The following is a 17737-nucleotide window of genomic DNA, read 5'->3' on the forward strand; positions in this document are numbered from 1 at the left end:
ACACGATCGGCGGCGACCCGCCAGGGGGTCACCGCCGATACGCCTTTGAACTGCGGAAATGCCGACTACTTCACCGCGGGGCCGACCTCGAGCGAGATCGTCGAGCCGCTCAGCGGCTCCTGGACGATCCTGATCTTGGTGTTGGTGTCAGTGATCTTGACGCCCGCGGCCGGGTTCGACTCGTCGTAGTAGGTGTGCTTGTGGTCGTTGAAGACCGGCACGCCCCGCAGCGACGGGATCTTCGTCGCGACGTCCGCCTTGTGCAGCGTGATGCCGTCCGTGCGGTACCAGCTGAACGGCGAGTCGTAGGCCTGGATGCGGTTGCGCATCAGCGTGCCGTCGGACCACTTCAGCGCCGTCGGGTGCGAGTCGATCGGGAGGATCAGGCCGGTGCCCGGGTGGTCGCCGGTGTTGTTGTCCGGCTGGGAGGTGTCCCACTTCCAGATCAACAGACCGTTCTGGTAGGGGTAGTGCTCCACCCAGTCCGGACGGGACGTCAAGAAGCCGAAGTTGTACGGGCCGACCTTCAGGGTCTTGTCGTAGGACACGTACTGGCGGTTCTCCGCGATGTAGTACTGGGCGTAGTCGTCCGTGATGGAGGCGCCGATGCGGGAGAAGCCGTTCGCCGTCCAGGCCGCGTCGGCGGACTCGGCGTCGTCCGAGAAGACGGCGGCACCGTCGGCGGTGACCGTGATCTCGTCCGCCGCGAAGCCCTTCAACGCCACGCCGCCGTCGGTCTGGTAGCGGAAGCGCAGGTCGATCTTCTTGCCCGCGTAGGCGTCCAGCGGGTACGCGAGCTTCGCGTAGGCGTCGACCGAGCCGGTGAGCGCGGGCTTGTCGCTGCCGTCACGCGGGATCGGCCGGCCGTCCACGGTGCCGTCCAGGGCGGTCCAGTTGGCGCCGCCGTCGGTCGAGACCTCGGTGTAGAGGTAGTCGTAGTCGGCCTCGATGTCGTACCAGCCGTCGAGGGTCAGCGCCGCCGACGTCTTGCCGGTGAGGTCCACGGAACGGGTCAGCGTGTTCCGCAGGTCGTTGCCGCTGCCGCTCCACCACTGGCTCGCGCCCTGGGCCGGGGCGACGACCTCGGTGGTGACCTCCTTGCGCGGCAGCTCGACCACGAGCGCCTGCGCGTTCTTCGTGTTGTACTCGGCGACGCCCAGCTTGTGCGTGGAGCGGGTGGCCGCCTGCGCCACGTCGTAGTCGAGCCAGCCGAGCTGGAGCTTGTCCCAGGCGTTCATGTCGCCGGGCAGGTTGCCGATGGCGTTCTTGCCGGTGCCGAGCCAGGAACCGGACGACATCAGGGTCCAGAAACCGGTGGAGTTCTCGCCGCCGTTGGTGTCGTACTCGTCCGGCAGGCCGAGGTCGTGGCCGTACTCGTGGGCGAAGACGCCCAGGCCGCCGTTCTCCGGCTGGATGGTGTAGTCGCCGACCCAGATGCCCGTGTCGCCGATCTGCGTGCCGCCGAGCTTGTTGTCCTCGGGGCCGGTGGCGCCGGCGTCGGTGCCGAAGGCGTACCAGCGGTGCGCCCAGATGGCGTCCTCGCCCTGCGCGCCGCCGCCGGCGGACTCGTCCTCGCCGGCGTGCACGATCTGGAAGTGGTCGATGTAGCCGTCGGGCTCGTTGAAGTCGCCGTCGCCGTCGTGGTCGTAGCGGTCCCACTGGTCGAACTCGGCGAGTTCGGCGCGGATCTGGGCGGCGGTCTCGCCGGCCGCCTCACGCTCGGCGACCCAGGCGGTGACACCGTCGCGCACGGCGTACCAGGCGCAGTTGCCGCAGCTGTTGGAGCCGTAACGGGCCTCGTTGTACGGGACCTTGACCCAGTCGGTGACCTCGCCGTCGACCGAGTAGCGGCCCGAGGACTGCTTCTCGTAGTACTTCTTCAGCGATTCGACGCCGTCGCCGGTGCCGAAGTAGAGGTCCTGGTAGTGCTGCTGGTTGTAATCGGCCTGCCACTCGGTCGAGTTGTCCTTGGTGCGGTCGGGCGCGGCTATCTGGTTGTGCGCCGGGCCGGCCGTGCCGCCGTAGGTGCTGTCGACCTGGTCACCGAACTCGACCAGGATCGTGAAGATCTTGTCGGTCTTCTCGCGGCCGAGTTCGACGTACTTGCTGTCGCCCTTCTTGCTCTTGAGCTGGACGACCTGCGAACCGTTGCGGTCCTTGACCTGGGCCTTGCCGGAGATGACCTGGTCGAGGGCCTCCTGCCGCTGGGCGTCCTGGGTCTTGGACAGCGGGCCGTCGAGGTCGTGCTGCTCCATGCTCCTGGCCGCCGCCGGGTCGTGCCGGTCGACGGTGGCGCCCGCGGCCTTGTCGGCCTGCGCCACGGCGGACGTCGAGAACGTGGCGGTCGCCGCCGCGAGCGCGACACCGACCGCGGCCGCTCTGAACGTCCATGATCTGTGGGTCACTTGAGTTCCTCCCCCGCGTCCGGGACACGCGCGGAAGGTGGTCCCGGACAGGGGAGAGCCGCGCGCGTGGGGTACGCGTGTTGTCAAGTGACGTCATTTGACTAGAGGTTGGTAAGAAAAAACAGACCTTGACTTGGACAGGTCAACTGCACTATGCGGACCTGAAGTTCGCTTTACGAACGCTCGCTCGACCGTCCGACAGGCGCGCGAGTCCGTCCACTTGGTGGACGTCATGACTCCGTGCGCCCCCCGTGCATCCGCACTGTTGGTTAGGTCACGCTTACTCTTCGTTCCACTCGGGCATGCACGCGGTTAGAGTCGACTGCGGAACGCCCTGAATACGGCGGAAAGCCAGGCCGACACCCCCGTGGACCCCCACTTCCGAGGACACGATTGCCATGCCTCGTCCGACCGTCGCACAACTCGCCTACGGTTCGTGCACCGTGATCTTCTCGACGCTCGCCATGCTGCTGCTGTCCGGGACGAGTTCGGTCACGGGCATCGCGGTCATCGCCGTCTCGGCGATCGCGCTGGGGCTCCTCGTCGCCCTGACGGTCGCGCCGTCCAGGCCCAGGACCGTACCGGCGCCCGAACCCGCGGCGCGGGCCGAGAGCCGGGCCGAGCAGCAGGCGGGGCAGCCGGTGCCGGTCGCGGCCTCCGGCCGGTCGGCTTCCGCCTGACACCCGGCAGCCGTCCCTGATCCGCGTCAGCCGGCGGTGCTGACCACCACCGTCTTGGCCGCCTTGTCGTGCAGGCCCTGCTTGTAGGGCTTGTCGAAGAAGCTCCAGCCGCCCGAGATCGCGGTCCAGACGCAGGCACAGCAGAACGCGAACGGGATCCACAGCACCGCCGCGCGGATCAGGGACGTCTGCACCGACGGCGTGGCGCCGTCGGCGAGGTTGGCCACCCGCATCTTCAGCCACTTCTTGCCGAGCGTCTGGCCCGACCTGCTGATCATGAAGGTGTCGTAGCCCATGTAGAGCACGGCGGCGACCAGGGCCTGCGCGAACGACTTGGCGGACTGCACTTCGGCCGCCGCGACGGTGTACTGGTGCGTGCCGATCGCCCAGGTGATCAGCCAGACCACGATGCCGACGAGGATCATGTCGATGATCCGGGCCAGCGTGCGCCGGCCGCTGTCGGCGAGCGGGGGCATGCCGGCCAGCGGATCACCGGGGTACGGGCCACCGCCGGGAGGCCCGCCGCCGTACGGGCCGCCGCCCGGAGGACCCCCGGGAGGCCCGCCGCCGTACGGGCCGCCGCCGTGGGGAGGCGGCTGGTCGCCGCCGCCGTGCGGGGCGTCGTACGGGGAGCCCGAGCCCGCCCCGGGCTCTCCGGACGGAGGCTGCTTCCTGAACGGATCGTCATCCGGTTGCCGGCCGGAGCCGGGGGGCGGTTCGGTGCTCATGGCCCGAGTCGACCGCGAACGCCCGTCGTCCGCATCCGGCGAGCGGCCGTCCGGAGTACGGGATCCGGGCGTCCGTTCGACGAACGCGGTCGGCGTGCGCGGTCAGCCCGCCACGAACGTGTGCGCGGCCTTGTCGTGCCAGCACTGGCGCCACGGACGGTCGAACAGGCACCACAGGACGCCCACGACCCCGATCACCAGGACGCCGGGCACGCTGTAGACGAGCCAGCGGCGCAGCGCAGCGCCGAAGGACGGGGGCTCGTGCGCCTCGATGTCGCGCACCTCCAGGCCCAGCAGCTTCTTGCCCAGCGTGCGGCCCCACTTGGCGGTGGGCAGCGCCTCGTACAGGACGCCGGTCAGGAGCAGCACGGCGAGGACGGCGCCGAGGCAGGCCGACGTCGTCCCGTCGAGCAGCCAGACGGTGACGGTCTGTCCGGACAGCTTGGCCGCGTCGATCTTCTCGTCGACGTGGTCGAGCGCCCTGGTGCCGAGGGGTACGGCGGCCACGGCGGTGACGCCCGCGACCACGAGGGTGTCCAGCAGCCGGGCGACGAGCCGCTTGCCGAGGCCCGCGGGGCGGGCGGCGGCCTGACGCCGGGCGGCGGCCTGGAACACGTCCTCGACCGGCGGCTTCCAGGGCGCCACGGGCCGCTCGTCGCCGGTGGTCCCGGCGAGCCGGTGCACCTGCTGCGCCCAGGACGGCTGCCCGCCACCGGGCCCCGCGGTCACCGGGGCGGGGGCAGGAGCGGGGGCGGGAGCGGGAATGGGGGCGGGGGAAGGGACCGGGGCGGCGGGGGTGGGAGCGGGCTGCGCCGCGGGCGGCTGAGCGGCCGCCGTAGGGACCTGCTGGGGGCCGGAAGGGGCGGCCGGAGACGGTGTCACGGGCGCCGGGGCCGAGGGGGCCGCAGGGGGCACGGGAGCCGCCGGGGCAGCGGGCGCCGGAGCCCCGGGAGCCGCCTGTGCCGCGGCCGCCCGCTCGGCGGCGGCCTTGCCGGCGCCGAAGCCGGGACCCGAGCCCTGCCGCTGCGCGCGCGGGGACGACGTACGGAAGATCATGGTGCCGTCGTCGCCGGCAGGACCGACCGGCCCCTGGGCGCCGGGAGCGGCAGGCCCCGCGGAAGGCGCCGCCCCCACGCCGGGGCCCCCGGGCGTGCCCGCCCCGTGGGGGCTTCCCTGGGGCGTCCCGGTCGGGCGGCGGAAGACGAACGTGCCGTCCGAGGACACCTCACCGGCGGCGTGCTGCCCGGCAGGCGCCTGCCCGGAGGCCTCGTCCGTCGGCGGGATCGTCGCCGCGCGGTCCGCGGAGGCGGAAAGCCCGGCCGGCTGGGACTGGGGCCCGGCGGGCTGGGGTGCGGGCCCGGCGGGCCGGGGCACGGGCCCCGCGGGCCGGGGCACGGGCCCGGCGGGCAGGCGCGGGTCGGCGCCCTGCGGAGCGCCCCAGGAGACCCGTCGGTCCTGGCCGCCGCCGAAGCCGGTCTGGTGCGAGCGGTCGGCGCCCCACGCGGAGGCGGGTTCGGGACGGCTGCCGTGCCCCGCGTCGGCCGGGGACGCCTGCGGCTGGGGGTCCTCGTCGAAGAAGTGCGGGCCGGTCTCCTCGACCGGGGCGGGCGCCGGGCCCGCGCCGGGCGGCGGGACGAGCCGCTCGCCGTCCGTCGGCGCCGGACGGCTGGTGCCCGGCACCCAGGCGGCACCGTTCCAGTACCGGACGTATCCAGGAATGGACGGGTCCGGGTAATACCCTTCGCGGGGCCTGTCGTCACCGGGTGCCGGCGTTGGGGCGCTCATGTCCGTCGTCCCGTATCTGCTCGGGGGTGGGTATGGGGGGCTCCACATCTACCAGACCGGCCGCCCCGGCACGGCAAATCCCGCCGGACCCACCACTTTCCGGGCAATGACAGGCACCGGGTTCGCACGTTTCGTAAAAAAATCCGTCCGACTCGCGTAAGGAATGACTGTCACCCCCCTCTCACCCGTACGGGCTCGCCCATCGGGCCCCGTACACCTGCCCGAGAGAGGAACGCACGCCATGCGCCACACCGTGGTGGAACGCGAACTGGAACTGAGGCTGATCCTTTCGCCGGAGCGCAGCATTCCGGTCCCGGCCAGGCTCGGCTACCGCACCGACGACCCGTACGCCGTCCATGTCAGTTTTCACGTCGGCTCCGAGCATCAGGTGGACTGGACGTTCTCCCGTGACCTGCTGGTGGAGGGGGTGTTCCGGCCGTGCGGGCACGGGGACGTGCGGGTGTGGCCGAGCAAGGCCGACGGGCGCGGCGTCGTGCTGGTGGCGCTGGACTCCCCCGCCGGCGACGCCCTGCTCCAGGCGCCGGCCGGCATCGTGTCCGCCTGGCTGGAGCGGACGCTGCGGGCGGTGCCCCCGGGGACGGAGGCGGACCAGCTCGGCCTCGACGACGCGCTCGACGAGCTGCTCGCCCGGTGACGGACCGCGGGCGTCAGAAGAGCTTGCCCGGATTCAGGATGCCCAGCGGGTCGAAGACCTGCTTGATCTGCCGCTGCATCTCCAGCCCCACCGGGCCGATCTCGCGCGCCAGCCACTCCTTCTTCAGCACGCCCACGCCGTGCTCGCCGGTGATCGTGCCGCCCAGTTCCAGGCCGAGGGCCATGATTTCGTCGAAGGACTCACGGGCGCGCCGGCACTCGTCGGCGTCCTGCGCGTCGAAGCAGACCGTCGGGTGGGTGTTGCCGTCGCCGGCGTGGGCGACGACGCCGATGGTCAGTCCGTGCTTGCCGGCGATCCGCTCGACCCCGTCGATCAGGTCGCCGAGCCGGGAGCGGGGCACGCACACGTCGTCGATCATCGTCGTGCCCCTGACCGCGTCCAGCGCGGGGAGCGACAGCCGCCGCGCCTGCAGCAGCAGCTCCGACTCGGCCACGTCGTCGGCCGGGACGACCGCGGTGGCGCCGGCCGCCTCGCACAGCGCGCCGAGGGCGGCGAGGTCGGCGGCCGGGTCGGGGGTGTCGAAGGCGGCCAGCAGGAGGGCCTCGGTGGTCTCCGGCAGGCCCATGCGGGCCAGGTCGTTGACCGCCTTCACCGTCGTGCGGTCCATCAGTTCCAGCAGGGCCGGCACATGCCCTCCCGCCATGATCCGGCACACCGCGTCGCAGGCGGCGGCCGCGGAGGCGAACTCGGCCGCCAGCACCAGCTGCCGCGGCGGCTTCGGCCGCAGCGCCAGGACCGCCCGTACGACCACGCCGAGCGAGCCCTCGGAGCCGACGAACAGGCGGGTGAGGTCGTACCCGGCGACGCCCTTCGCGGTGCGGCGGCCGGTGGTCATCAGGCGGCCGTCGGCGAGGACGACGTCGAGGCCCAGGACGTACTCGGCGGTCACCCCGTACTTCACGCAGCACAGGCCGCCGGAGGCGGTGCCGATGTTGCCGCCGATCGTGCACGTCTCCCAGCTGGAGGGGTCCGGCGGGTAGTGGAGGCCGTGCTCGCCCACCGCGCGGGAGAGGGCGGCGTTGACCACGCCCGGCTCGACCACCGCGATGCGGTCGACCGGGTTGATCTCCAGGATGCGGTCCATCCTGGTCAGCGACAGCACGATGCAGCCGTCGGTGGCGTTGGCGGCGCCCGACAGGCCGGTGCGGGCGCCCTGCGGGACGACCGGGACGCGCAGCTCGGTGGCGGTGCGCATGACGTGCTGGACCTGTTCGACGGTGCGCGGCAGCACGACGGCCGCGGGGGCGCCGGCCGGACAGAAGCTGGCCATGTCGTTGGCGTAGGACGCCGTGACGTCGGGGTCGGTGAGGACCGCGTCGGCGGGCAGCCCGCCGCGCAGCCGGTCGATCAGGTTGCCGGTGACCTCGTCGCGGGGCGCTTCGATACGGCTCATGATCACAGCGTCGCACCGGCGGCCATCGCTGTGAACCCCGGGTACGGCAGCCGCCGGATGCCCAGGGGCCGGACCGGAACCGGCAGGAGCAGGACGGCTGAGGCGCTATGCCGCCGCGGCGTCCTTGACGTAGAGGGAGAAGCGCCGGGCGCCGAGGGGGCCGGAGGCGAAGCCGATGTAGATCCGCGGGTCGGTCCCGCCGCGCACGGCGAGGCCCTCCGGCTCGCGGTGCTCCAGGCCGTACCCGGCGACGGTGCGTTCCTGCTGGAGCAGTTCGCCGGTGCGGATGTCGAGGCAGGAGACGTAGGCGTTGCCGCGGGAGGCGCGCGGGTTGGTGCGCTCGTCGTAGGGGGAGCCGGCCAGCTGGTAGATGCCGTCCCGGTAGAGGGCGTAGCCCTGGAAGGGGACCTTCGGGTCGGGGTGGGCGCCGGTCTGCGCGATGTCCGCGACCGGGTTCGCGTAGTCGCGGGCGACGAAGGCGTCGAGGTCCCAGACGCGGTAGCGGGGCCGGCCGGCCTTGTCCCGGTAGCGGACGGCGATGCGGCCGGACTCCGGGCAGACGGACGGCTGGTTGTTGGCGGAGCCGGGTACGGGGTGGCGCACCTTGACGTTCGCGGCGGTGCGGACCGCGCCGGCGGCGAAGTGGAAGCGGGTGACGCCCTGGCCGTAGCCGTTCTTCGCGTCGGCCTCGGTCCAGATCCAGGGGCTGCCGCCGGAGGCGTCGTGCTGCACGCCCATGCTGACGCCGTGGCCGAAACCCTTGAGGTACATGTGGCCCAGCCGCTCGCCCCGGTGGTCGAGCCGGTTCAGGCACAGGTCGCCGGCCGCGTGGCCGTGGGCGGTGACCTGGAGGACGTACAGGTGCCCGCGTACGTCGTCGAAGGCGAACGACTGGAGCACCGTCGGCTCCTTCAGCGTCGCCTTCCGCGACAGCCAACCGGCGGACGGTACGGCCAGGTCGATGCGTGTCTCCACACGGGCTCCCGCGAGTCCTGCGGACGCCCGTGCGGCGGCCGCGGGACTCGAGGGTGTCAACTGCCGTTCACCGGTCGCAAGGATCGCGGCTCATCGGCTCACAGGCTCACAGGTTGCCGCGCTTGGCCTGCTCCCGCTCGATCGCCTCGAACAGCGCCTTGAAGTTGCCCTTGCCGAAGCCCATCGAGCCGTGCCGCTCGATGAGTTCGAAGAAGACGGTCGGACGGTCCTGGACCGGCTTGGTGAAGATCTGCAGCAGGTAGCCGTCCTCGTCGCGGTCGGCGAGGATCTTCAGCTCGCGCAGGGTGTCCACGGGGACGCGGGTGTCGCCGACCCACTCGCCGAGGGTGTCGTAGTAGGAGTCGGGGGTGTCGAGGAACTCGACACCGGCCGCGCGCATGGTCCGTACCGTCCGCACGATGTCGTTGGTGTTGAGCGCGATGTGCTGGACGCCGGCGCCGCCGTAGAACTCCAGGTACTCGTCGATCTGGGACTTCTTCTTCGCGACGGCGGGCTCGTTGATCGGGAACTTGACCTTGAGCGTGCCGTCGGCCACGACCTTCGACATCAGCGCGCTGTACTCGGTGGCGATGTCGTCGCCCACGAACTCCTTCATGTTCGTGAAGCCCATGACCTTGTTGTAGAACTCCACCCACTCGTTCATGCGGCCGAGTTCGACGTTGCCGACGCAGTGGTCGACCGCCTGGAAGGTGCGCTCGGCGGGCGGCTCGACGATCGGCTTCGCGGCGACGTAGCCGGGGAGGTACGGGCCGTCGTAGCCGGTGCGTTCGACGAGGGTGTGGCGGGTCTCGCCGTAGGTGGCGATCGCGGCTAGGACGACCGTGCCGTGCTCGTCCTTCAGTTCGTACGGCTCGGCGACGGAGCGGGCGCCGTGCTCGATCGCGTAGGCGTACGCGGCGCGCGCGTCCGGGACCTCGATGGCGAGGTCGACGACGCCGTCGCCGTGCTCGGCCACGTGCCGGTCGAGGAAGTGGCCCCAGGTGGTGACGGGCTTGATCACCGAGGTGAGGACGAACCGCGCCGAGCCGCTCTCCAGCACGTAGCTGGCGGTCTCGCGGCTGCCGTTCTCCGGTCCGGAGTAGGCGACCAGCCGCATGCCGAAGGCGGTGGAGTAGTAGTGCGCCGCCTGCTTGGCGTTGCCCACGGCGAAGACGACCGCGTCCATTCCCTTGACCGGGAAGGGGTCGGCCTGCCGGGCGGTGTCGGGAGCGTGGTGAGTGGTCTGGGTCATACCGGAAGCCTGGTGGCGGACGGCAAGGTGCGCAATAGTTTGCGTATTCGCTGGGCAATCTGCCCAGCCGAACGCCTGTTCCTCCGGGCTTTCTGTACAGGATGACCACCTCACGCGGGAGGCTGCCGTGGCGATCGACCGGCTGGACGGACGGATCATCGTGCTGCTGGCGCGGGAGCCGCGGATCGGGGTGCTGGAGATGTCCCGGCGGCTGGGGGTGGCCCGGGGGACGGTGCAGGCGCGGCTGGACCGGCTCCAGTCGAGCGGGGTCGTCCGCGGGTTCGGGCCGCAGGTGGATCCGGCGGCCCTCGGCTATCCGGTCACCGCCTTCGCCACGCTCCAGATCCGCCAGGGGCAGGGGGCCGACGTGCGGGCGCACCTGGCGTCCGTCCCGGAGGTGCTGGAGCTGCACACCACCACCGGCAGCGGGGACATGCTGTGCCGGCTGGTGGCCCGCTCCAACGCCGACCTGCAACGGGTGATCGACCTGGTCGTGGGTTTCGACGGCATCGTGCGGGCCTCGACCGCGATCGTGATGGAGAACCCCGTCCCGCTGCGGACCATACCCCTGGTGGAGCAGGCGGCACGGGACGAGTGACCGCCTCGGCGCCCTGAAGGGGCGCGGGGAACGGTGCGACCGGCCACGACGGCGCCGCAGCCGGTCGACGGCACGGCGCGGCACGTCCGGCGGAGCCGCCGAGCAGGGGTACGTCCGGCCGGGCGTTCAGCAGGCGGGGACGGCCCCCGTGCCCTTGCGCAGCGCGGTCAGGGCGTTCACCGCGCCCTTCAGGTTGGTCACCGGGATCAGCCGCAGCCCCTTGGGCAGCTCCGCCCGGGCGTCGGCGCACTCGGCCCTCGGGACGAGGAACACCGTCGCCCCGTCCCGGCGCGCGGCCTGCGTCTTCAGCGCGACCCCGCCGACCGCGCCGACGGTCCCGTCGGCGGCGATGGTGCCCGTGCCGGCGACGGTGCGGCCGCCCGTGAGGTCGCCGCCGCTGCCGTCGCCGTGCAGCTTGTCGATGATGCCGAGGGTGAACAGGAGCCCGGCGCTGGGGCCGCCGACGTCGGCGAGCCGCAGGGTGACCTCGACGCCCTTGTCGTTCATGTGCAGGTAGTCCAGCGCGGCCTCGGTCGCCGCGTCCTGGGACTGCTTCATCTGCTCGGTGTTGTGCTTCTGGATCTCCTCGGTGCTCTCGCCGCTCGGATAGACCGAGTCGCGCGGCATGACCGCGCGGTCCGTGGCGAACCACGCGTCGATCACCTGGCCGAGCGAGACGTGCGCGTCCGGGTTGGTCGCCTCGATCGTCGTCATCCGCAGCTGACCGCTCGTCCTGCGGGTGGGCGCGCCGGAGACCGTGATCACCGCGGTGCCCTTGTTCTCGCCGAGCACGTCGGCCGTCATCCCGGGCTGCGCGAGCGAGAACGGCAGCGGCGCGAAGACGGCCGTGGCGACCAGAGCCGCCACGGGCAGGGCACAGACGGCGAGGGCCTGAGTACGCGTGAGGCGAGAGAGCACGGGATCAATCTACGGGACGGCGACTTCCGGCCGGATGCCGGTGGACCGGGGCGACCGGCCTGCCGCGGGGGCGCCGGGGGCGGCCGGGAGCCGGGTTCCGGCGGGCGTTCCGTCGGCCGTGTTCCGTCGGCGGCGTTCCGTCGGCCGCGTTCCGTTGCCGCGTTCCGTCGGCGGCGTTCCGTCGGCCGCGTTCCGTCGGCGGTGCTCGGCGGGTGTCAGCGCAGCGCCTCGGCCACCTCGCGGGCCGCGTCCACCACCCGGGGGCCCACCCGCTCCGGCACCACGTCGGCCAGCATGACCACACCGACGCTGCCCTCGACCCCCGTGACACCGATCAGCGGTGCGGCGGCTCCGCACGCGCCCGTTTCGAGTTCACCGTGCGTCAGGACGTACCCGGGGTCCTTCGACGGCTGCCGCCGGGCGGAGAGGATCGCCTTGCCGGCGGCGCCGCGGTCCAGCGGGTGGCGGAACCCGGCGCGGTAGGCGACGTGGTAGTCCGTCCACGTCGGCTCGACGACGGCCACCGCCAGCGCTTCCGCCCCGTCGACCAGCGTCAGGTGCGCGGTCGCCCCGATGTCCTCGGCCAGCGACCTGAGCGCGGGCAGCGCGGCCTCCCGTACCAGGGGATGCACCTGCCGGCCCAGGCGCAGCACGCCGAGCCCGACCCGGGCACGTCCGCCCAGGTCGCGCCGCACGAGCGCATGCTGTTCGAGGGTGGCGAGCAACCGGTACACGACGGTCCGGTTCACGCCCAGTCTGTTGGACAGCTCGGTGACGGTCAGCCCGTGGTCCGTATCGGCCAGCAGTTTGAGGACGCGCAGTCCCCGGTCGAGCGTCTGAGAGGTCTCCGCGGTCACGACGCCCACTCCTCCAGGTGGTGAGGTCGGCGGCCCTCTCGCGGCGTGCGTCACCGAGTCCCGTCGGCGACGCGCTTCAGAGGCCGCCGATCGGCCGGCGGCCCGGCATGTCCCGGACCGCGTCGCTTCACGGCTGCGCTCCGCGGCGGCGCTGCCACGGGGCGTGTGCGTAGCGGGACAGTAGCGAAGCAGGTTCGCTCAGCGGAAGGCTCCGTCCAGAATCCGGGCACCGATAAGGAGCGACTGCCGCCGTATGTCCTGGTTCGTACGGGGGCCAGCAACCGGCACGCACCACCTCTGCGCTGCGCACACGCCAGGAGAACGCCCACGTCGGCGCGGCCGGCGTCACCGCATCCGGGTGGCCCACTCCTGCACCTTGGCGATGCGCTGGCGCAGCTGCCCGGCCGTGGCCTCGGCGCTCGGCGGGCCGCCGCACACGCGCCGCAGCTCGGTGTGGATCACGCCGTGCGGCTTGCCGCTCTGGTGGACGTAGGCGCTGACCATCGTGTTGAGCTTCTTGCGCAGCTCCATCATCTCCTTGTGGGAGACGACGGGCCGGCGCTCGGCGGGCAGCTCCAGCAGGTCGGCCTCGGCGTCCGGCTTCTTGCGGCTGTGCGCGATCTGCCGGGCCTGCCGCTTCTGCAGCAGCAGCTGCACCTGCTCGGGTTCGAGGAGTCCGGGGATGCCGAGGTAGTCCTGCTCCTCCTCGCTGCCCGGGTGGGCCTGCATGCCGAACTCGGCGCCGTCGTAGAGGACCCGGTCGAAGACGGCGTCGGACTCCAGCGCCTCGAAGGGCAGCATGTCCTGTTCGCCGGTGTCCTCGTCCTGCTCCTTGTTCGCCTCCTCCATCTCCTTCTCGGACTCGGCGTAGGGGTCCTCCTCGCCCTCCTTCTTCGGCTTGTCGAGGGCGTGGTCGCGCTCGACCTCCATCTCGTTGGCGAAGGTGAGCAGGTCCGGGATGGTCGGCAGGAAGACGGAGGCGGTCTCGCCGCGGCGCCGGGAACGCACGAAGCGGCCGACGGCCTGCGCGAAGAAGAGGGGGGTGGAGATGGTGGTGGCGTAGACCCCGACGGCGAGCCGGGGCACGTCGACGCCCTCGGACACCATGCGGACGGCGACCATCCACCGGTCCTGGTTGCCGCTGAACTCGTCGATCCTGCCGGACGCGCCGGCGTCGTCGGACAGCACGAGGGTGGCCTTGCTGCCGGTGATCTCCCGGATGAGCTTGGCGTAGGCGCGCGCGGAGTCCTGGTCGGAGGCGATGACGAGGGCGCCCGCGTCCGGGATGGCCTTCCTGACCTCGGTCAGCCGCTGGTCGGCGGCGCGCAGCACGCTGGGCATCCAGTCGCCGCGCGGGTCCAGCGCGGTACGCCAGGCCTGGCTGATCGCGTCCTTGGTCATCGGCTCGCCGAGCCGGGCGGCCACCTCGTCGCCGGCCTTGGTGCGCCAGCGCATGTTGCCGCTGTAGGAGAGGAAGATGACGGGCCGCACGACGTGGTCGGCGAGCGCGTTGCCGTAGCCGTAGGTGTAGTCGGCGGCGGACCGGCGGATCCCGTCCTGGCCCTCCTCGTACGTCACGAAGGGGATGGGGTTGGTGTCGGACCGGAACGGCGTACCGGTGAGCGCGAGGCGCCGGGTGGCCGGTTCGAAGGCCTCCAGACACGCCTCGCCCCAGGACTTGGAGTCGCCGGCGTGGTGGATCTCGTCGAGGATGACGAGGGTCTTGCGCTGCTCGACGCGGTTGCGGTGCAGCATGGGCCGCACACCGACGCCCGCGTACGTCACGGCGACGCCGTCGTACTCCTTGCCGAGCGGACCCGCGCTGTACTCGGGATCGAGCTTGATCCCTATCCGCGCGGCGGCCTCCGCCCACTGCTTCTTCAGGTGCTCGGTCGGCGCGACCACGGTCACCTGCTGCACGACGTGGTGGTGCAGCAGCCAGGAGGCCAGCGTCAGCGCGAAGGTCGTCTTTCCGGCGCCGGGTGTGGCGACCGCGAGGAAGTCGCGCGGCTGCTGCTGGATGTACTTGTCCATCGCCGCCTGCTGCCAGGCGCGCAGCTTGCCGGCGGTGCCCCAGGGAGCGCGGCCGGGGAAGGCGGGTGACAGGTGGTGCGAGTGGGCGTGCGAGGCAGAAGCGGCGGTGGTAGTCACGGTCTCCGGAGAGGGTTGGGACGGCTCGGCTGCGTACGACGACCGGGCCACCCTACCGGCGGCGCGGCGGTGCCCATGCGCGGACGAGCGCGGGTCGGCCACGGGTGGGACCGAGGTCACACGGAGACCGGCGCCGCCCGTCAGCGCGCGAACCGCGGCAGCTGCGCCGCGATCTTGGGCACGTCCAGGGCGCCCTGGCAGGCGTCCAGCACAAAGCGCTCGGCCTCGTCCACATCGAAGTCCGCGTCGAGCGGATGCCCGTTGATGTGCAGGGAGACCCATGTCGCGTACCAGGCGAGGCGCTTGTTCCCGTCGACCAAGCCGTGGTTGCGGGCGAGGGACTCCATCAGCGCCGCGGCCTTCTGCCATACGTCCGGGTAGGCGTCCTGCCCGAACACGCTCGACTGCGGACGCGCCAGAGCCGAGTCCAGCAGCCCGTAGTCGCGCACCTCGTCCGCCCCGAGCCGCTTCGCGAGGTTCAGCAGCTCGGGCAGAGTGATGTAGCGCATCAGGCGAGCCTGCGGTTCAACTCGGTGCTGGCCCTGAGCACATGCTCTGCCGCCTCGTTGAACAGTCGCGAGTGCTCGTTCACGGCAGCGATGACCGCGTCGTGCGCGAACGCCTGCATGCTGCGCCCTTCCGCCGCCGCACGCTCACGCAGGGCGTCGAGCTCTTCGTCCGTGAATCGCAGGTTCAGTCCGGCCATGCGCCGATGGTACTACTCGGTACCACGCGGTGCCGTCCGCAACCGCGTCGTCACCCACGCCCCCACCAGCGCCACCCCCGCCATCGGCAGGAACACCGCCGCGAAGGCGGCCGGACGGGACGCCGTGGCCTGCGTCGCCGCGTGGGTCACCGAGCCGCCGCCGAGGGCCGCGAAGGCGGCGCCGCCCGCGGCGAGCAGGATCACGTTGGCCAGGCCGTCGGAGATCTGCAGGGCGGCGGAGTTGGAGCCGGCCTCCTCGGGGGCGGAGAGCTGGAGCAGGAGCACGCTGGTGGAGGAGATCACCAGGCCCATCCCGAAGCAGCCGAACCCCCAGGCGACGGCCACGGTCCAGGCGGGCACGGCGTCGATCAGCACGCTCGGCGCGGCCGCGACGGCGGCCGCGGCCAGCAGCATCCCCACCGTCATCAGCCGCTCCCGGTACGGCTCCACGCGCGCCCGCGCCTGCACCCACGATCCCAGCGCCCACGTCACGCCGCCCGCCGCGAGGGAGAGCCCGGCGAGCGTCGGGGACAGCCCCCGCTGGGTGACGAGCATCAGCGGCACGAACGACTCCGCGGCGATGAACGACCCGGCGGCGATGCCGCGCAGCAGCACCACGGACGGCAGCCCGCGCGCCGCCCGGTACGTGCCGCGCGGCAGCAGCCCGAGCACGGCCGGTACGAGCAGCGCGGCGCCGGCGGCGCCGGGCAGCAGCGAGATCCAGCGCAGGTCCTGGGCGGCGTACTGGAGCAGCCCGGCGCCGAGGGAGATGCCGAGGGCGAGCCGGATGCGGCGGCGGTCGAGGGAGGCGTCGGCCGCCCGCTCCACCGGACCGGACGCCCGGCGCCGTATCTGCGGCAGCGCGAGCGCCAGCGGGAAGACCACCAGCACCGGGATGCCGACGAACACCCAGCGCCAGCCGAGGTGTTCGGTCACCGCGCCCGCGGCGAGCGGGCCGACCACGGACGGCACCACCCAGCCCGCCGCGAACGCCGCCATGATCGCCGGTCGCAGCCGCTCGGGGTAGGCGCGGCCGACGACGACGTACAGCGCGACGATCACCAGCCCGCCGCCGAACCCCTGCACGGCCCGCCCGAGGACGAACACCCACATCGCTCCGGCCGTCCCGGCGAGCAGCAGCCCGGCGGCGAAGGCGGCGATGCCGGTCGTCAGCGACCCGAGCGGCCCCCGCCGGTCGGACCACTGCCCGGCGAGCACCATCCCGAACAGGCTGGTGGTGAAGTACCCGGAGAACGCGAACGCGTACAGCGACACCCCGTGCAGTTCCCGCGCCGCGACCGGCATCGCCGTGGCCACCGCCGTGGCCTCGAAGGCGATCAGCAGGACGACGGACACGATCCCGATGCTGAGCGCGCGATGGGACCGCCCCAGCACACTCTCGTCGGCCCTGTCGGCTCTGTCTGCTCTGTCGGCGGGTTCGGTTTCGGTCGCGGTGTCCCGCGGCTCATGGACGGCCATGGTCGCCAGGGTAAGGTCCGCAGCCCGCTTTGACCCCTGTCCAAGGTCGCCCGGACTCCGGGACCTTGGTCCTACGCCCCCGCGCTTCCGGCCCGTTCATGAACGGCGTATGGCAGTCCCGTTGCGGCCCCCGCGATTCCCTTGAGCCCCTTCCCCGCCCCGCCCTACGGTCTTCTCACCGACACGGCCGTGTGCCCGAGTGGTTCAGGGACTCGCCTGCAAAGCGAGTTACGCGGGTTCGATTCCCGCCACGGCCTCTGACGCCTTGACCAGGCAAAGCAAAAGGGCGGCACCCCATGCGGGGTTCTCTGCCTGCTCGGGCGGCACGTGAAGCTGTCCCGGGAGCGGGCTGGGCAGGCGTGTGCTTGCCCAGGGCCCTTCAAATGTCGAATCCGCGAACGGGTCCGCCTCACTCCGGGTGGGTGCCGTCGTGGTGGAGGAGGCAGAGGGTGAGGGCGAAGGTGGAGACGTCCGTGGACAGCGGGTGCGGGGGCGTGCCGGGGCCGCGCCAGGTCAGGATCGTGCCGGTGGCGCCGTCCAGCAGCACCGCGTGCTGCTCGTCCAGGTCGCCGAGGCGTATCAGGTGGGCCGGGCGCGGCGGGAGCCGGTCGGGCGACGGGGCCGCGTCGGGGCGGTGGTCGTCCGCGTAGTACTCGGCCAGCGTCGGCAGCGGGATGTCCGTGTCCAGGTGGAAGAGGGCCGTGTCCTCGGGCAGGCCGGTCTCGCACAGGAAGCGGCGGGTCGGCTCGTGGGTGAGCGTGGACGGGAAGTCGATGTCCTCGAAACGGACCAGCCGGCCGGGGCCGAACTCGCGGTCCAGCAGGCGGGCGGGCAGGTCGAGGGAGAGGCCGGAGACGGTGGGGGTGACGGCGGACCGGGTCAGCGGGCGGGGCGCGTCCGCGTCGCCGGGCCGGCCGCGCAGGCCGGACGGGCGCAGCAGGCCCCCGAACGCCTGCGGGTCCAGGCGGTCGTCGAACGCCTGCGGACTCGGGCGGTCGTCGAACGCCTGCGGATTCGTATGGTCGTCGAACGCCTGCGGATTCGTATGGTCGTCGATCGACGCGGTCGCCGCGACGGCGGTGTCGGTCGTGCTCATGGCTCCCCCGGATGTGCTTGCTCGTCCCCGTGCGGGGC

Annotated in this window: 16 protein-coding genes and 1 tRNA gene; 4 read left to right on the forward strand and 13 right to left on the reverse strand. The window is 72.3% G+C overall.

What is annotated here, in order from left to right:
- Positions 1 to 65 precede the first annotated feature (65 nt).
- Positions 66 to 2405, reverse strand: coding sequence for an immune inhibitor A domain-containing protein (locus ACH4ZX_RS24800; RefSeq protein WP_398276625.1), 2340 nt, complete (start codon positions 2403 to 2405; stop codon positions 66 to 68).
- Positions 2406 to 2803: 398 nt separating this feature from the next.
- On the opposite strand from ACH4ZX_RS24800, the gene ACH4ZX_RS24805 reads away from it, so the two are divergent.
- Positions 2804 to 3085 (forward strand): hypothetical protein, encoded by a 282-nt coding sequence (locus ACH4ZX_RS24805; protein ID WP_398276628.1) that lies wholly within the window; start codon positions 2804 to 2806, stop codon positions 3083 to 3085.
- Between the two features lie 26 nt (positions 3086 to 3111).
- On the opposite strand, the gene ACH4ZX_RS24810 is transcribed toward ACH4ZX_RS24805, so the two are convergent.
- Together ACH4ZX_RS24810 and ACH4ZX_RS24815 are read right to left on the reverse strand one after the other, a co-directional pair.
- Positions 3112 to 3813, reverse strand: a complete 702-nt coding sequence (locus ACH4ZX_RS24810) for an RDD family protein (RefSeq protein ID WP_398276631.1) — start codon at positions 3811 to 3813, stop codon at positions 3112 to 3114.
- Between the two features lie 102 nt (positions 3814 to 3915).
- Positions 3916 to 5598 carry an RDD family protein gene (locus ACH4ZX_RS24815; protein WP_398276634.1) on the reverse strand — a complete coding sequence of 561 codons (1683 nt, stop codon included), beginning with the start codon at positions 5596 to 5598 and terminating at the stop codon, positions 3916 to 3918.
- A 241-nt stretch (positions 5599 to 5839) separates the two neighbouring features.
- Here ACH4ZX_RS24815 and ACH4ZX_RS24820 point away from each other — a divergent pair, with 241 nt between their 5' ends.
- Positions 5840 to 6253, forward strand: coding sequence for an SsgA family sporulation/cell division regulator (locus tag ACH4ZX_RS24820; RefSeq protein WP_398276637.1), 414 nt, complete (start codon positions 5840 to 5842; stop codon positions 6251 to 6253).
- Positions 6254 to 6266: 13 nt separating this feature from the next.
- Here ACH4ZX_RS24820 and ACH4ZX_RS24825 read toward each other — a convergent pair whose 3' ends face one another.
- The 3 genes from ACH4ZX_RS24825 to hppD all read right to left on the reverse strand — a co-directional run bounded on the left by ACH4ZX_RS24825 (position 6267) and on the right by hppD (position 9894).
- Entirely contained in the window at positions 6267 to 7673 is a 1407-nt protein-coding gene (locus ACH4ZX_RS24825) for an FAD-binding oxidoreductase (protein WP_398276640.1), read from the reverse strand.
- 99 nt (positions 7674 to 7772) lie between these two features.
- The gene (locus ACH4ZX_RS24830; protein ID WP_398276643.1) at positions 7773 to 8642 is read right to left on the reverse strand and encodes a Teichoic acid biosynthesis protein C (Precursor); all 870 of its coding nucleotides are present in this window, start codon (positions 8640 to 8642) and stop codon (positions 7773 to 7775) included.
- Between the two features lie 106 nt (positions 8643 to 8748).
- Positions 8749 to 9894: a 4-hydroxyphenylpyruvate dioxygenase gene (gene hppD, locus ACH4ZX_RS24835; RefSeq protein ID WP_398276646.1), complete on the reverse strand. Its 1146-nt coding sequence runs from the start codon at positions 9892 to 9894 to the stop codon at positions 8749 to 8751.
- A 127-nt stretch (positions 9895 to 10021) separates the two neighbouring features.
- Between hppD and ACH4ZX_RS24840 the strand changes: the two genes are divergently transcribed.
- The gene (locus ACH4ZX_RS24840; RefSeq protein ID WP_398276649.1) at positions 10022 to 10492 is read left to right on the forward strand and encodes an Lrp/AsnC family transcriptional regulator; all 471 of its coding nucleotides are present in this window, start codon (positions 10022 to 10024) and stop codon (positions 10490 to 10492) included.
- Between the two features lie 126 nt (positions 10493 to 10618).
- On the opposite strand, the gene ACH4ZX_RS24845 is transcribed toward ACH4ZX_RS24840, so the two are convergent.
- The 6 genes from ACH4ZX_RS24845 to ACH4ZX_RS24870 form a co-directional block, all read right to left on the reverse strand.
- Positions 10619 to 11410 carry a S16 family serine protease gene (locus ACH4ZX_RS24845; protein WP_398276652.1) on the reverse strand — a complete coding sequence of 264 codons (792 nt, stop codon included), beginning with the start codon at positions 11408 to 11410 and terminating at the stop codon, positions 10619 to 10621.
- Positions 11411 to 11625: 215 nt separating this feature from the next.
- Positions 11626 to 12267, reverse strand: a complete 642-nt coding sequence (locus tag ACH4ZX_RS24850) for a helix-turn-helix domain-containing protein (protein WP_351885781.1) — start codon at positions 12265 to 12267, stop codon at positions 11626 to 11628.
- A gap of 345 nt (positions 12268 to 12612) precedes the next feature.
- Entirely contained in the window at positions 12613 to 14418 is a 1806-nt protein-coding gene (locus ACH4ZX_RS24855; protein ID WP_360749968.1) for a DEAD/DEAH box helicase, read from the reverse strand.
- A gap of 140 nt (positions 14419 to 14558) precedes the next feature.
- Positions 14559 to 14927, reverse strand: coding sequence for a type II toxin-antitoxin system death-on-curing family toxin (locus ACH4ZX_RS24860; protein WP_398276656.1), 369 nt, complete (start codon positions 14925 to 14927; stop codon positions 14559 to 14561).
- On the reverse strand, positions 14927 to 15124 hold the full coding sequence (locus ACH4ZX_RS24865) for a hypothetical protein (RefSeq protein WP_398276659.1): 198 nt from the start codon (positions 15122 to 15124) through the stop codon (positions 14927 to 14929). The genes ACH4ZX_RS24860 and ACH4ZX_RS24865 overlap by 1 nt, the downstream gene beginning before the upstream one ends.
- A 12-nt stretch (positions 15125 to 15136) precedes the next feature.
- Positions 15137 to 16603, reverse strand: a complete 1467-nt coding sequence (locus ACH4ZX_RS24870; protein ID WP_398276662.1) for an MFS transporter — start codon at positions 16601 to 16603, stop codon at positions 15137 to 15139.
- Between the two features lie 185 nt (positions 16604 to 16788).
- On the opposite strand from ACH4ZX_RS24870, the gene ACH4ZX_RS24875 reads away from it, so the two are divergent.
- A tRNA-Cys gene (locus tag ACH4ZX_RS24875) sits at positions 16789 to 16860 on the forward strand.
- A 152-nt stretch (positions 16861 to 17012) separates the two neighbouring features.
- On the opposite strand, the gene ACH4ZX_RS24880 is transcribed toward ACH4ZX_RS24875, so the two are convergent.
- Entirely contained in the window at positions 17013 to 17699 is a 687-nt protein-coding gene (locus ACH4ZX_RS24880; protein WP_398276665.1) for an SUKH-4 family immunity protein, read from the reverse strand.
- Positions 17700 to 17737 lie beyond the last annotated feature (38 nt).

Origin of the sequence: Streptomyces sp. NPDC020490, from assembly GCF_044335305.1 — a bacterium.
Taxonomy (GTDB): Bacteria; Actinomycetota; Actinomycetes; order Streptomycetales; family Streptomycetaceae; genus Streptomyces.